The organism is Sinorhizobium sp. BG8, from assembly GCF_016864555.1.
In the GTDB taxonomy this organism is placed as follows: domain Bacteria; phylum Pseudomonadota; class Alphaproteobacteria; order Rhizobiales; family Rhizobiaceae; genus BG8.
In genome coordinates this window covers 253,798-268,128 of record NZ_CP044011.1, presented here as the reverse complement: position 1 = coordinate 268,128, position 14,331 = coordinate 253,798, and the positions used below count along the sequence as shown (strand labels likewise).

13 protein-coding genes and 1 pseudogene are annotated in these 14,331 nt (G+C 62.8%); 9 read left to right on the top strand and 5 right to left on the bottom strand.

Going from position 1 to position 14,331, the window contains the following annotated elements:
• Positions 1-5: 5 nt before the first annotated feature.
• The 3 genes from F3Y30_RS01205 to F3Y30_RS01195 form a co-directional block, all read right to left on the bottom strand.
• A complete protein-coding gene (locus F3Y30_RS01205; protein ID WP_203424780.1) occupies positions 6-1,562 on the bottom strand; it encodes an NADH-quinone oxidoreductase subunit NuoF in 1,557 nt (518 codons plus the stop codon).
• The gene (locus tag F3Y30_RS01200; RefSeq protein ID WP_203424779.1) at positions 1,559-2,038 is read right to left on the bottom strand and encodes a formate dehydrogenase subunit gamma; all 480 of its coding nucleotides are present in this window, start codon (positions 2,036-2,038) and stop codon (positions 1,559-1,561) included. Before F3Y30_RS01200 ends, F3Y30_RS01205 begins: the two co-directional genes overlap by 4 nt.
• Positions 2,039-2,221: 183 nt before the next feature.
• Positions 2,222-3,118 (bottom strand): LysR family transcriptional regulator, encoded by an 897-nt coding sequence (locus tag F3Y30_RS01195; RefSeq protein ID WP_203424778.1) that lies wholly within the window; start codon positions 3,116-3,118, stop codon positions 2,222-2,224.
• Between the two features lie 114 nt (positions 3,119-3,232).
• Here F3Y30_RS01195 and F3Y30_RS01190 point away from each other — a divergent pair, with 114 nt between their 5' ends.
• Entirely contained in the window at positions 3,233-4,228 is a 996-nt protein-coding gene (locus F3Y30_RS01190; protein ID WP_203424777.1) for an MDR family oxidoreductase, read from the top strand.
• Between the two features lie 16 nt (positions 4,229-4,244).
• Here the strand turns inward: F3Y30_RS01190 and F3Y30_RS01185 are convergent, their stop codons facing one another.
• The gene (locus F3Y30_RS01185) at positions 4,245-5,015 is read right to left on the bottom strand and encodes an SDR family oxidoreductase (RefSeq protein WP_203424776.1); all 771 of its coding nucleotides are present in this window, start codon (positions 5,013-5,015) and stop codon (positions 4,245-4,247) included.
• Positions 5,016-5,147: 132 nt separating this feature from the next.
• On the opposite strand from F3Y30_RS01185, the gene F3Y30_RS01180 reads away from it, so the two are divergent.
• From F3Y30_RS01180 to F3Y30_RS01145, 8 genes and pseudogenes are all read left to right on the top strand, one after another.
• Positions 5,148-5,927, top strand: a complete 780-nt coding sequence (locus F3Y30_RS01180; protein ID WP_203424775.1) for a DeoR/GlpR family DNA-binding transcription regulator — start codon at positions 5,148-5,150, stop codon at positions 5,925-5,927.
• A 105-nt stretch (positions 5,928-6,032) separates the two neighbouring features.
• The gene (gene glpD / locus F3Y30_RS01175) at positions 6,033-7,550 is read left to right on the top strand and encodes a glycerol-3-phosphate dehydrogenase (RefSeq protein ID WP_203424774.1); all 1,518 of its coding nucleotides are present in this window, start codon (positions 6,033-6,035) and stop codon (positions 7,548-7,550) included.
• A gap of 39 nt (positions 7,551-7,589) precedes the next feature.
• Positions 7,590-8,666 (top strand): ABC transporter ATP-binding protein, encoded by a 1,077-nt coding sequence (locus F3Y30_RS01170; protein ID WP_203424773.1) that lies wholly within the window; start codon positions 7,590-7,592, stop codon positions 8,664-8,666.
• Positions 8,667-8,676: 10 nt separating this feature from the next.
• Entirely contained in the window at positions 8,677-9,747 is a 1,071-nt protein-coding gene (locus F3Y30_RS01165) for an ABC transporter ATP-binding protein (protein ID WP_203424772.1), read from the top strand.
• A 3-nt stretch (positions 9,748-9,750) separates the two neighbouring features.
• Positions 9,751-10,617 (top strand): sugar ABC transporter permease, encoded by an 867-nt coding sequence (locus F3Y30_RS01160; protein WP_203424771.1) that lies wholly within the window; start codon positions 9,751-9,753, stop codon positions 10,615-10,617.
• A gap of 122 nt (positions 10,618-10,739) precedes the next feature.
• Positions 10,740-11,525, top strand: a pseudogene (locus F3Y30_RS01155) (carbohydrate ABC transporter permease); the annotation flags it as partial.
• The gene (locus F3Y30_RS01150) at positions 11,525-11,944 is read left to right on the top strand and encodes a DUF2160 domain-containing protein (protein ID WP_203424770.1); all 420 of its coding nucleotides are present in this window, start codon (positions 11,525-11,527) and stop codon (positions 11,942-11,944) included. The pseudogene F3Y30_RS01155 and the gene F3Y30_RS01150, both read left to right, overlap by 1 nt.
• A gap of 75 nt (positions 11,945-12,019) precedes the next feature.
• On the top strand, positions 12,020-13,744 hold the full coding sequence (locus F3Y30_RS01145) for an ABC transporter substrate-binding protein (protein WP_203424769.1): 1,725 nt from the start codon (positions 12,020-12,022) through the stop codon (positions 13,742-13,744).
• Between the two features lie 77 nt (positions 13,745-13,821).
• Here the strand turns inward: F3Y30_RS01145 and F3Y30_RS01140 are convergent, their stop codons facing one another.
• Positions 13,822-14,196, bottom strand: a complete 375-nt coding sequence (locus F3Y30_RS01140) for a hypothetical protein (RefSeq protein ID WP_203424768.1) — start codon at positions 14,194-14,196, stop codon at positions 13,822-13,824.
• Between the last annotated feature and the right edge of the window lie 135 nt (positions 14,197-14,331).

Sequence of the window (14,331 nt, the reverse complement as noted above, 5' to 3'; positions counted from 1 at the left end):
CCTCCTCACTCGGCCGCTTCAACGACTGGCGCGGGTGAAAAATCTTCCGGGAAATGGTTCATGGCGCTCAGCACCGGATAGGGCGTGAAGCCGCCGAGTGCGCAGAGGGAGCCGAACTTCATCGTGTTGCACAGGTCGGCCAGCAGCTCGCGGTTCTTTTCCGGTTCGACGCCGCGGGCGATCCTGTCGGCCACTTCGACACCACGGGTCGAGCCGATGCGGCAGGGCGTGCACTTGCCGCAGCTTTCGACGGCGCAGAACTCCATGGCGAAGCGGGCCTGCTTCAGCATGTCGACCGTGTCGTCGAAGACGACGATGCCGGCATGGCCGATGAGCCCGTCCTTTGCGGCAAAGGCCTCGTAGTCGAACGGTGTGTCGAACAGGGCGCGCGGGAAATAGGCACCCAGCGGACCGCCGACCTGCACTGCCTTCACCGGCCTGCCGGACGCCGTGCCGCCTCCGATCCCGTCGACGATTTCGCCGAGAGGCAAGCCGAAGGCCGTTTCATAGAGGCCGCCATGCTTGACGTTTCCGGCGATCTGGATCGGGATCGTGCCGCGTGACCGGCCCATCCCGAAGTCGCGGTAGAAGGCTGCGCCCTGGTCGAGGATGACCGGAACGGAGGCGAGCGAGATGACGTTGTTGATGACAGTCGGACAGTCGAACAGGCCCTTGTGCGCAGGCAGGGGCGGTTTGGCTCTCACGATGCCGCGCTTGCCTTCGAGGCTGTTCAGGAGTGCCGTCTCCTCGCCGCAGACATAGGCGCCGGCGCCAGTCCGTACTTCCATGTCGAAGGCCCTGCCGGAGCCGAGGACGGACGGGCCGAGAATGCCGGCGGCGCGTGCGATCTCGATCGCCTCGCCCATGATGGCGATCGCGTTCGGATATTCGGACCGCGTATAGATGAAGCCTTTGGTCGCGCCGGTCGCAAGGCCGGCGATCGCCATGCCTTCGATCAGCACGAAGGGATCGCCTTCCATGATCATGCGGTCGGCGAATGTGCCGCTGTCGCCCTCGTCGGCGTTGCAGACGATGTACTTGCGCTCGCCAGCCGCCTCGAGAACCGTCTTCCACTTGATCCCGGTCGGGAAGCCGGCGCCGCCACGTCCGCGAAGGCCGGAGTCGGTGACCTCGCGAACGATGTCCATCGGTTCCATTTTCACGGCCTTCTCGAGGCCCGTCAGGCCGCGATAGGTGCGATAGTCGTCGAGCGACAGGGGATCGGTGATGCCGCAACGCGAGAAGGTCAGGCGCGTTTGCTGCCTCAGGAAGGGAATGTCCTTGGTCTGGCCGACACAGAGCGGATGCTTGCCGCCTTCCAGGAAGCCGGCGTCGAAGAGGCCGGCGATGTCGCCTGCCCGCACCGGCCCGTAGCCGATGCGGCCATGGCCGGTCGAGACTTCGACGAGCGGTTCCAGCCAGTGCATGCCGCGCGACCCGTTGCGCACGATCACGGTGTCGAGGCCGCGCGCTTCGATCTCCGCCGCGATGGCACGCGCCACCTTCTCGGCGCCAAGTGCAAGCGCGGCGGTGTCCCGGGGGACGTAAATCTTGACGGTCATCGGCGTGCCTCCGCCACGAGCTCGGTCACCGCGGCTGCGTCGAGCCTCGCATGCACCTCGCCGTCCAGCATCGCCGACGGCGCGCAGGAACAGAGCCCGAGACAGTATACCGGCTCCAGCGTCACGGCGCCATCGAGCGTCGTCTGGTGGAAGTCGATACCGAGAAGCGATTTCACGCGCTCCGCCAGGGCATCGCCTCCCATCGACTGGCAGGCCTCGGCGCGACAGAGCTTCAGCACATGGCGGCCGGCGGGATGATCGCGATAGTCATGATAGAAGGTGACGACGCCGTGGACCTCGGCGCGCGACAGGTTCAGTTCGCGCGCGACCACCGGCAGGCTTTCCGGGGGCACGTAGCCGAACTCCGCCTGGATTTCGTGAAGGATCGGAAGCAGCGGACCTTCAAGTTCCTTGAGCGCGCTGACGATCGCCAACGTCCGCGTTCCGATATCTTCGGCGGATACCCGCACATTCATGCTTACACCTCCCGGGGCGGCACGAACAAACCTTAGCGTCTGACAGGATGCGGCGTGCCGTTGAACTACGACACCAGGCAGGCACCGGAGCCCCGGCGATCCTCAACTTCCTGGCGTCTGAAAAGTCTCTCAGGGAAGCGCCAGACGGTCAATAAAGCTGTTCCGTCGCTTGATAGGCAAATCCTATCGATATTCGCCCTTTTCTGCAAGGTTTCTCGCTTCGTGGAGCAGTGCAGAAACCAGAGGCGTGAAGGGCTCGCGATGCGTGGCCACCAGCCCGACCGTGTGATGCGGGTTTGGATCCTGGATGGAAACTATACTAACTTCCTCATGAAATCCGAAGGATTCCGCGATATTTATTGGCATTATGCTGCACCAGCGCCCGGTCCGCACGTGAGAGAGCAGCACGATCATCGAATTGGATTCGAGCGTCGGCTTCACGGTTACGCCGGCTTCAGCGAAATGCTGATTGATGATGCGCCGGTTTTGCATGTCGGAAGTCAATAGGCAAAGCCGAAGGTCGGCGACCTCCTTCCACGTCACGTTCTCGCGATCCGAAAGCGGTCCGCCTTTCGCGACGATCAGATGGTAACGCTCGGTGTGAAGCGGCACGCTGGTGACGCGCCCGAGCGGCTCGTTTTCCAGATAGGTGAGACCCGCATCGATCTCCAGGTTTTCGAGAAGGCTGAGGATCTTGAGCGACGTCGTCGACAGGACCGAGAAGGTGACGTCCGGATGCTTCTCCTGGAAGGGTGCGGTAATCCGTGTCACCATGGCGAGCGCCGTCGGGATGGCGGCAAGCCGGATGTGGCCGGACAGGCCGCTGCGCGCCGCGCGCATCTCCTCGCGCATGGTCCGGGCGTCGCCGACGATCCGGCGTGCCCATTCGAGAACCCGCTGTCCTTCCGGCGTCAGGCCCTGGAAGCGCGACCCGCGATTGACAAGCATGACGCCCAGCTGGTCTTCCAACTGGCGGATCGCAGCCGAAAGGGTCGGCTGGGAAATCCCGCATTCCTCCGCGGCCTTCGCGAAATGCCGCTCCCGGGCGAGCGCAATGAAGTATTCCAGCTTGTCGATCATTGGTTCCCCGCCCGGACCAGAGGCCAGTCACTTCTCATACAAAAGAACACTGGCGGCACCAACAGGCCTGATCATATAGATTGCATCAGGGATTGAACCGGAAGGAAGAGAGAGATGGGTTTTCGCGCTCTGCTGGTGGACAAGGATGAGAACGGCACGGTTTCTGCGGCGGTCCAGGAGCTCGACGATTCGCGCCTTCCGGCCGGCGATGTCACTGTCGCGGTGGAGTATTCGACGCTCAACTACAAGGATGGCCTGTGCATTCTCGGAAAGGGCGGACTGGTGCGCACCTTCCCGCACGTGCCGGGCGTCGATTTCTCCGGAACGGTCGAGGCTTCGGACGATCCGCGCTACCGCCCCGGCGACAGGGTCGTGCTGACAGGCTGGCGCGTGGGCGAAATCTGGTGGGGCGGCTATGCGACACGCGCCAGGGTGAAGGCCGACTGGCTGGTTCCGCTTCCGGCCGAGATCTCCAACCGCCAGGCGATGGCGATCGGAACGGCGGGGCTTACCTCGATGCTCGCCGTCATGGCACTCGAGAAGGCCGGCATCTTTCCGAACAAGGGCGAGATCGTGGTGACCGGAGCTGCCGGTGGCGTCGGCTCGGTTGCCGTAGCGCTTCTCGACAAGCTCGGCTACACGGTCGCTGCCGTGACCGGCCGCCCGGAGACTGCCGACTATCTGCGCAAGCTCGGAGCGGCCTCGATCGTCGACCGCGCGGAGCTTTCCGAGGCCAACGGCAAGCCGCTCGAATCCGAACGCTGGGCGGGGGGAATCGACGCGGCCGGCGGCGACATGCTGATGCGGATACTCAAGCAGATGAAGTATGGCGGCGCGGTCGCGTCGATCGGGCTTGCGGCGGGCGCGGCCATCCCGTCCTTCACCGTCGTGCCGTTTCTCCTTCGCGGCGTCAGCCTGCTCGGCATCGATTCGGTCATGCGACCCTACAATCAACGGATCGATGCCTGGAACCGGCTCGAGGCGGACCTGCCGATGGACAGGCTTGAGGACATGATCGTCGAATACGGGCTCGGCGACCTGCCGGCTCTCGCGCCGCTGATCCTCAAGGGTGGCGTCAAGGGGCGCGCGGTCATCGACGTACGGCGCTGAGCGCGACCGTCCGGCCTCAGCAGATCAGCTGGCCGCCATTGATCTCCAGCACCTGGCCGGTGACGTAGCCGGAGAGCGCGTTGGAGGCCAGGAAGAGGTAGGCGGGGGCGCAGTCTTCCGCCGTTCCCAGCCGCTGGAGCGGGATCGACTTGCGGGTCGCTTCCAGCTTTTCAGGCGATGAGTAGCGCTGGTGGAAATCCGTATCGATGGTTCCGGGCGAAACGCAGTTCACACGGATCCCATCCGGCGCCAGTTCGCGGGCGAGAGCCTTGGAGTAGGTCGTCACGAAAGCCTTGGTGGCGGAATAGATCGCTGAGCCCGGGCTCCCGCCGGTCCTTGCCGAAATCGAGACGGTATTGACGATGGCGGCATGCGGCGCCCGCTGCAGAAAGGGCAGCAGGGCGCGGGTCACCTCGACGACCGAGGTCTGGTTCAGGCGCACCACCGTCTCGTACTGGGCGTCCGTCAGTTCGCCTGCCGGGAACCTGCCGACCATTGTTCCGGCATTGTTGATCAGCACATCCACCTGCTCGAACAGGCTGTCCGTCTGTCTTGCGAGCGCGGCGATACCGTCGGGTGTCAGGAAATCCGCGTGGACGACGTGCGCGCGTGCCTCGGCGAGCGCGGTCTCCAGGAACTCGGGTATGGCGCCGCGCGGTTCCCTGCCGCCATGTAGCAGCACATGCGCCCCGCAATCGAGGAACTGACGGGCTATTTCCAGCCCGATCCCGCGACCTGCGCCGGTGATCACCACGTTGGAACCCTTGAACAAGGCAGGATGAAACATGGGTGCCTCCTACACGCCGCCGGACAGATCGCTGATGGGCCAGTATCACAACAAATCGCGCCGATACCAACACGAATTGCCAGGCTTTCGTTTTTGCATATGATGAAAAAAACGAAAGCAAGGGAGGACTGAATGTTTCTCACAGGACGCCAGACGGAAATACTGGATCTGGCGAAGGCGGAAGGCCGGGTTCTCGTCGAGGATCTGGCGCTGCGCTTCTCGGTCACGCCGCAAACGATCCGCAAGGACCTGAACGACCTCTGCGACAGCAAGGCGCTCACGCGCATCCACGGTGGCGCCATCTTCCCGAGCGGAAACGAAAACGTGAAGTACGAGGCGCGGCGCTCGATCGCAGCCACGGAGAAGCAGGCGATCGGCAGGGCCGCCGCCGCGATGATTCCCGACAATTCCTCCCTCTTCATCAACATAGGCACCACGACCGAAGCCGTTGGCGAATCGCTGCTCGACCACAAGGAGCTGATGGTCATCACCAACAACATCAATGTCGCCAACAGGTTGAGAGGATTTCCCTCGATCGAGGTGGTCATTACCGGCGGTGTCGTCAGAGGAACCGACGGAGGAATCGTCGGGGAAGCCGCGGTTGATTTCATTCGCCAGTTCAAGGTGGATTATGCGGTCATCGGTGTGTCCGCGATCGACCATGATGGCGCGCTGCTCGATTTCGACTATCGCGAGGTAAAGGTCGCCCAGGCCATCATCGCCAATGCCCGCCATGTCATCCTCGTTTCCGATTCGACCAAGTTCGAACGCACCGCGCCGGTGCGCATCGGACACCTTTCGCAGGTTCACACATTCATCACCGATCGTTGTCCGCTGGAGAACATCCGCACCATCTGCCAGGAGCAGGATGTGCGCCTTGTCGAGACCTCGAATCTCGGCGCTGGAAGCTGATGTCGATTTCCATGCACATTCGTTTGACATTCGAAAAATTTTCGTTTTAACTCTCCATGCTTTCGCAATTGCTCAAAATTGTGCAATGCGAAAATGGAGGGGAATTTGGCGGAAGAGGCAATCCGGGACATCTTTGTGATAGGCGGCGGCATCAACGGCTGCGGCATCGCCCGTGACGCGGCGGGGCGCGGCTATTCCGTCGTGCTTGCCGAAATGAAGGACTTTGCCGCCGGCACGTCTTCGGCCTCGACCAAGCTCATCCATGGCGGTCTGCGCTATCTGGAACATTACGAATTCCGGCTGGTGCGCGAGGCGCTGATGGAGCGGGAAGTTCTGTGGGCGATGGCGCCGCACGTCATCTGGCCCATGCGCTTTGTCCTCCCCTACCAGAAAGGCGGCCTACGCCCGGCGTGGCTCATCCGGCTCGGCCTTTTCCTTTACGACCATCTTGGCGGACGCAAGCTCCTGCCGGCGACGCGCACCCTCGACATGGCGCGCGATCCTTCCGGAAAGCCGCTCAAGCGCATGTTCTCCAAGGCCTTCGAATATTCCGACGGCTGGGTCAACGATGCGCGCCTCGTCGTTCTCAACGCACGCGACGCCGCCGACCGCGGCGCCGAGATCCGTGTGGGCACGAAGGTGGTTTCGGCCGGCCGCGAGAACGGCCATTGGCATGTGCTCACGGAGAACACGGAATCAGGTGAGCGCGCGACTTTCAGGGCGCGCATGCTGGTCAACGCCGCGGGTCCCTGGGTGGACAAGGTTCTGACAGGCTCGCTCGGGCGCAACGACGCCCACCACGTGCGCCTCGTCCAGGGCAGCCACATCGTCGTCAGGAAGAAGTTTTCCGATCCGCGGGCCTATTTCTTCCAGAATCCGGACGGCCGCATCATGTTCGCGATCCCGTACGAGGACGATTTCACCCTGATCGGCACGACCGACCGCGACTATGACGGCGATCCCGGCTCGGCGCATATCAGCGACGAGGAGATCGATTATCTCTGCGCGGCCGCAAGCGAATATTTCGCAGAACCCGTGACCCGGGACGATATCGTGTGGACCTATTCCGGCGTGCGCCCGCTCTTCGACGACGGCGCCAGCAAGGCGCAGGAAGCAACGCGCGATTACGTGCTGAAGGTCGAAGGCGAGGGGGGCGAGGCGCCGCTTCTGAATATTTTCGGCGGCAAGCTCACGACCTACCGGCGGCTTGCGGAGGCGGCTCTGGACAAAATCGGCAAGGCGATCGGCGAGAAAGGGTCCGAATGGACCGCGCGGTCGCACCTGCCGGGAGGCGACTTTTCGGTTGATGGCTTCGAGGGAGAGGTAAAGGCGCTTTGCAAGCGCTACCCCTTTCTCGGTCCTTCCCATGCGCGGCGACTTGTGCGTCTCTATGGGACGCAAGCAGTGGTCGTCCTCGGGGCGGCCGTCTCAATCGAGGATCTCGGAAGACATTTCGGCAGCGATCTCTACGAGGCTGAAGTGCGCTTCCTGATGAAGAATGAATGGGCCCGGCACGCGGAAGACGTGCTGTGGCGCCGGACGAAACGCGGATTGCATCTCTCGGCCGCAGAGGCGGCAGCGCTGGAGGACTACATGACGGAGGCTGCCAAGTCCGTGAACTAGCGTGAATTCCGATGGCTGGGAGGAACATTGGAGACATGAATGCTTGAACTCAAGGATATCGCGAAGGTCGTCGGAGGGGAGACGCATGTCCACCCGACGAACCTCGTGCTCGAGCGGGGATCGCTGAACGTCCTGCTTGGCCCGACGCTGTCGGGCAAGACCTCGTTGATGCGGCTGATGGCCGGGCTCGACAAGCCGACCTTCGGTTCGGTCTGGTTCGACGGCAAGGACGTGACCGGCGTGCGGGTCCAGGACCGCAGCGTCGCCATGGTCTACCAGCAGTTCATCAACTACCCGGCCATGACCGTCTACGAGAACATCGCATCGCCGATGCGGATCAAGGGCGCGGACAGCGCCACGATCGATCGCGAGGTGCGCAAGGCGGCGGAGCTTCTCAAGCTGACGCCCTATCTCGACCGTACGCCGCTCAACCTCTCCGGCGGCCAGCAGCAGCGCACGGCGCTCGCCCGTGCCATCGTGAAGAACGCCAGCCTCGTGCTGCTCGACGAGCCGCTCGCCAACCTCGACTACAAGCTGCGCGAGGAACTGCGCGAGGAGCTTCCGAAGATCTTTGCCGCATCCGGCGCGATCTTCGTCTACGCGACGACGGAACCCTCCGAGGCCCTGCTTCTCGGCGGCCATACGGCGACCATGTCGGAAGGGCGGATAACGCAGTTTGCATCCACCATCGACGTCTATCGTCGCCCGATAGACCTGATCACCGCGGAGACCTTCGCCGATCCGCCGCTGAACACCTTTGCGCTGACCAAGGCAAACGGGCATTTCGTGCTCGAGGGTGAGCCCGTGCTGTCGGTTCCCGCGCACCTGGCCGGCATCCCGGATGGCCCGTGCACGGTGGCGTTCCAGCCGCATCACCTCGCGCTCAGGCCGCAGACGCCGGTCGCCGCACCCGTCACGGTCCGCACCGCGATTTCGGAAATTGCCGGCTCGGAGAGTTTCGTGCACGTCGAATTCGCCGACACCCGGTGGGTCATGCTGGCGCCCGGCATCCATGACATCGAACCCGATGCCAACATCACCGTCTATGTCGATACGCGCCACCTGATGGCGTTCGCCCCGGATGGCAGGGCCATCGCCGGTCCGGCGGCGGCCTGAGGAGGAAGCCATGGCACGCATCAATCTCGAGCATATCCGCCATGCCTACGGCGAGAAGCCGAAGTCGGAGGGCGACTATGCCCTGAAGGAAGTCCATCACGAGTGGAACGACGGCGGCGCCTATGCGCTGCTCGGCCCGTCCGGCTGCGGCAAGACCACGCTGCTGAACATCATCTCCGGCCTGCTCCAGCCCTCGGAAGGCAAGATCCTTTTCGACGGCAGGGATGTGACGAACCTTTCGACCCAGCAGCGCAACATCGCCCAGGTGTTCCAGTTCCCTGTCATCTACGACACGATGACCGTCTACGACAATCTCGCCTTTCCGCTGCGCAACCGCCACGTTCCCGAACCGGAGGTAGACCGCCGTGTGCGCGAGATCATCGAAATGATCGGGCTTGCCGGCTGGGCAAAGAAGAAGGCCCGCGGACTGACGGCGGACCAGAAACAGAAGATCTCGCTCGGCCGGGGGCTGGTGCGCAACGACGTCAATGCGATCCTGTTCGACGAACCGCTGACGGTCATCGACCCGCACATGAAATGGGTGCTGCGCTCGCAGTTGAAGAAGCTGCACCGCCAGTTCGGCTTCACCATGGTCTACGTCACCCACGACCAGACCGAGGCGCTTACCTTCGCCGACAAGGTCGTCGTCATGTATGACGGCCAGATCGTCCAGATCGGTACGCCGGCGGAACTCTTCGAGAAGCCGAGCCACACCTTCGTCGGCTATTTCATCGGCTCTCCGGGAATGAACGTGTTGCCGGCGCAGATCGACGGCAGCACCGTCACGCTCGGGACGGACAGGATTGCCCTGGATTTCCAGCCCAAGGTCGCCGCCGGTGCTAAGACCGAACTCGGCATCCGGCCCGAATTCGTCCGCCTTGGCCGCGAAGGCATGCATGTTCGCGTCAGCAAGGTCGAGGACATCGGCCGCCAGAAGATCGTACGGGCCGAGTTCGCCGGCAAGCCGATCGCGATCGTCGTTCCTGAGGACGGCGAGATCCCGGCAGACGCCCGCATCACCTTCGATCCATCCGCAATCAACATCTACGCCAATTCCTGGCGCGTCGGCAGGGAGGCCTGATCCATGGAAAAGACCTGGAACAACAAGGCCTGGTTCATGGTGCTGCCGGTGCTGCTGCTGGTCGCCTTCTCCGCCGTCGTGCCGCTGATGACGGTGGTCAACTATTCGATCCAGGACACGTTCGGCAACAACCAGTTCTTCTGGGCCGGCACTGACTGGTTCGTCGAGATCCTGCACTCCGACCGCTTCTGGGAGGCGCTCGGCCGCAACCTGCTCTTCTCGGCGATAATCCTGACGATCGAGATACCGCTCGGCATCCTGATCGCCCTCAACATGCCGAAGAAGGGCCTCGGAGTGCCGGTCTGCCTCGTGCTGATGGCGCTGCCGCTGTTGATCCCGTGGAACGTGGTCGGCACGATCTGGCAGGTCTTCGGCCGCGTCGACATCGGCCTGCTCGGCTTCACGCTGAAGGCGCTCGGCCTCGACTACAATTACGTCAACGACGTCTTCGACGCCTGGATCACGCTCATCGTCATGGACGTCTGGCACTGGACCAGCCTCGTGGTGCTCCTGTGCTACGCCGGCCTCGTCTCGATCCCCGAAGCCTATTACCAGGCCGCCAAGATCGACGGCGCCTCGCGCTGGGCCGTGTTCCGCTACATCCAGCTTCCCAAGATGAAGCGCGTGCTTCTGATCGCCTTCCTTCTGCGCTTCATGGACAGTTTCATGATCTATACCGAACCCTTCGTCGTCACCGGCGGCGGCCCCGGCAACTCCACGACGTTCCTGTCGATCGATCTCGTCAAGATGGCGATCGGACAGTTCGACCTCGGCCCGGCAGCCGCCATGTCCCTCATCTACTTCCTCATCGTCCTTCTGCTGTCGTGGATCTTCTACACGGTCATGACCAGCAGCGACGAGCAGGCGTGAGGGAGGCTGACATGACTGCACGCGTTGAGACACAAGCACCCTCACAGGCATCCACACCAACCAAGACCGCAGCCCACGGCAAGGTCACGGCAGCGACGCAGGCGCCGCGCCGTAACCTGTCCTGGATCGTCCCCACCCTCTACATCGTCTTCCTGATGTTGCCGATCTACTGGCTCGTCAACATGAGCTTCAAGACGAACACGGAGATCACAGGCACGTTCTCGCTGTGGCCGCAGAACCCGACCCTCCGGAACTATGCGGTGATCTTCACCGATCCGGCCTGGTATTCGGGCTACATCAACTCGATCACCTACGTAGTGTTGAACACGGTGATTTCGGTCGCCGTGGCGCTGCCGGCGGCCTATGCGTTCTCGCGCTACCGCTTCCTCGGCGACAAGCACATGTTCTTCTGGCTGCTGACGAACCGTATGGCGCCGCCCGCCGTGTTTGCGTTGCCCTTCTTCCAGCTCTACTCGGCATTCGGCCTGATCGACACGCACATCGCGGTTGCCCTGGCGCATTGCCTGTTCAACGTGCCGCTCGCCGTCTGGATCCTCGAAGGCTTCATGTCGGGCGTGCCGAAGGAGATCGACGAGACCGCCTATATCGACGGCTACTCGTTCCCGAAATTCTTCGCAAAGATCTTCGTGCCGCTGATTGCCTCGGGCATCGGTGTCGCCGCCTTCTTCTGCTTCATGTTCTCGTGGGTGGAGCTCCTGATCGCCCGCACGCTGACAACGACGGCCGCAAAGCCGATCGCGGCAATCATGACCCGCACCGTTTCGGCCTCGGGAATGGACTGGGGCGTGCTTGCTGCCGCAGGTGTCCTCACCATCATTCCCGGCGCCCTCGTCATCTATTTCGTCCGCAACTACATCGCCAAGGGCTTTGCCCTGGGGAGGGTCTGATGGCTGCCAACGCCAACCGCAACAATCGCTGGCCCGTCGCATTCGCAGCCGTCATCATCATCTATGCGCTGGCCACCGGCATGCTGGTCATGTCGCTGCCGGTCAAGGACGGCGCACGCGACTGGTTCGCGCCGCTCATCCCCGGTGGGTGGATGGCCTGGACGTTTCCATCCGCGATGTTCTTCCTGACCATTTTTGCGCTCCTGGCGTCGATGGCGGTCTGGGAATACGCACGGCCCGGCGGCAATCCGCGCGTCGGCATCCTGCGCTTCGAGACGACACGCGGCGACCGGCTTTTCGTGTCGCTGCTCGGCTCAGCATTCATCAATCTCGCATGGCTGGGGCTCGTGGGTCCCAACCTGTGGTGGGCACTTGCCCTGTGCGTGGTCTACGCGATCGGCGTGTTCCGCTACGCATGAGGCAATGAAGACGGGGGGCCAGGGAGGAACCCGGCCTTTCAAACTGCAGTCGCACAACCCAAAGGGAGGACAATGATGCGAAGGCACCTTTTGACGACTACGGCAGCGATGCTGCTGGCCTTCACGGGCACGGCATTCGCCGGGATGGACGAGGCCAAGAAGTTCCTCGACTCCGAAATCGGTGATCTCTCCAGCCTCGATCGCGCTGGCCAGGAAGCCGAAATGCAATGGTTCATCGGTGCAGCCAAGCCGTTTGCCGGCATGGACATCAAGGTCGTTTCGGAAACGATCACGACGCATGAATACGAATCGAAGGTGCTGGCTCCTGCCTTCACCGCCATCACCGGCATCAAGATCACCCACGACCTGATCGGTGAAGGCGACGTGATCGAGAAGCTGCAGACGCAGATGCAGTCCGGCGAGAACATCTACGATGCCTATGTCAACGACTCGGACCTGATCGGCACCCACTGGCGCTACCAGCAGGCCCGTTCGCTGACCGATTTCATGGCCAACGAAGGCAAGGACGTCACCAACCCTGGTCTCGATCTCCAGGATTTCATCGGCACCTCCTTCACCACGGCTCCGGATGGCAAGCTCTATCAGCTGCCCGACCAGCAGTTCGCGAACCTCTACTGGTTCCGCTACGACTGGTTCAACGATGAGAAGAACAAGGCGGACTTCAAGGCGAAGTACGGCTACGACCTCGGCGTTCCGGTCAACTGGTCGGCTTACGAGGACATCGCCGAGTTCTTCACCGGCCGCGAGATCGACGGCAAGAAGGTCTACGGCCACATGGACTACGGCAAGAAGGACCCGTCGCTCGGCTGGCGGTTTACCGATGCCTGGCTCTCGATGGCCGGCAACGGGGACAGGGGTATCCCGAACGGCAAGCCGGTCGACGAATGGGGCATCAAGGTCGACGAGAATTCCCGTCCGGTCGGCTCGTGCGTCGCCCGCGGCGGCGACACCAACGGCCCGGCTTCGGTCTATTCGATCGAAAAGTACCTGCAGTGGCTGAAGGCCTACGCGCCGGCCGCCGCCCAGGGCATGACCTTCTCCGAATCGGGTCCGGTTCCCTCGCAGGGTGAAGTCGCCCAACAGATGTTCACCTATACGGCGTTCACTGCCGACTTCGTGAAGCCGGGCCTGCCGGTCGTCAACGAGGACGGCACGCCGAAGTGGCGTTTCGCCCCGTCGCCGCACGGCGTCTACTGGAAGGACGGCATGAAGCTCGGCTATCAGGACGTGGGCTCCTGGACGCTTCTCAAGTCCACCCCTGAAGATCGTGCCAAGGCTGCATGGCTCTATGCACAGTTCGTCACCTCCAAGACGGTGGATGTGAAGAAGAGCCATGTCGGCTTGACCCTGATCCGCGAAAGCTCGATCCGGCACAAGAGCTTCACGGATCGCGCCCCGAAACTCGGCGGTCTGATCGAGTTCTACCGTTCGCCGGCCCGTGTCCAGTGGTCGCCGACCGGCACGAACATCCCTGACTATCCGAAGCTGGCCCAGCTGTGGTGGCAGGCGATCGGCGACGCGTCCTCGGGTGCGAAGACCGCGCAGGAAGCCATGGACTCGCTTTGCGCCGAGCAGGAACAGGTCCTGAACCGCCTGGAACGCGCAGGCGTTCAAGGCGACATCGGTCCGAAGCTCGCCGAGGAGCATGACCTCGAGTACTGGAACAAGGATGCCGTCTCGAAGGGCAACCTCGCTCCGCAGCTCAAGATCGAGAACGAGAAGGAAAAGCCGCAGACGGTCAACTACGACGAACTCGTCAAGAGCTGGCAGTCCAACTGATCCTACGTGGATAGTGGCCCAAGCGGACCTGGGCCCTGACTGACGAGCCGCCCGGAAGGTACCTTCCGGGCGGCTTTTTAGCGAAGAGCCCGGAGTGCGCGAGGGAGGCGGAGGTCGAAGTCCCTGGGCGAACACTCGCGTTCCTTCTCCAGTACGGCCTCGATCTTGTCGAAGTAAGTTGCGAACACAGCGAACTGGTCGCCGGGGAGCGAGGGGACGCAGGGCGGCAGATCCACCTCGAAGATTTCCGAGCCAGTTTCAGGTGGTCCGCAAAAGGAGACGGAAGCCAGCGGGCCGAGACAGCGCCGGTCCCGGCGGCAGCGGCGCCGGCGGCACAAGACATGCGGCAATCCGGTCATCCGACTGGCCAGTCTGCAGGCGTAGTCGTGCAGCTCGGGCGAGAGCCCCTCTTTCCCTGGTTCGGCATCGGTGCCTGCAATGTCCTGCGTCATCGCCTTCTCCCTTGCACGCGACAAGACCTTCACGCGCGGGTTCCCCGGGCATGTTCCTCTTCATTTTCCGAATTCCACCCGACCTCGAGGTCGGGATCGGCCGGGGCACGACGAGTGCCTCAACAAGCAAACAAA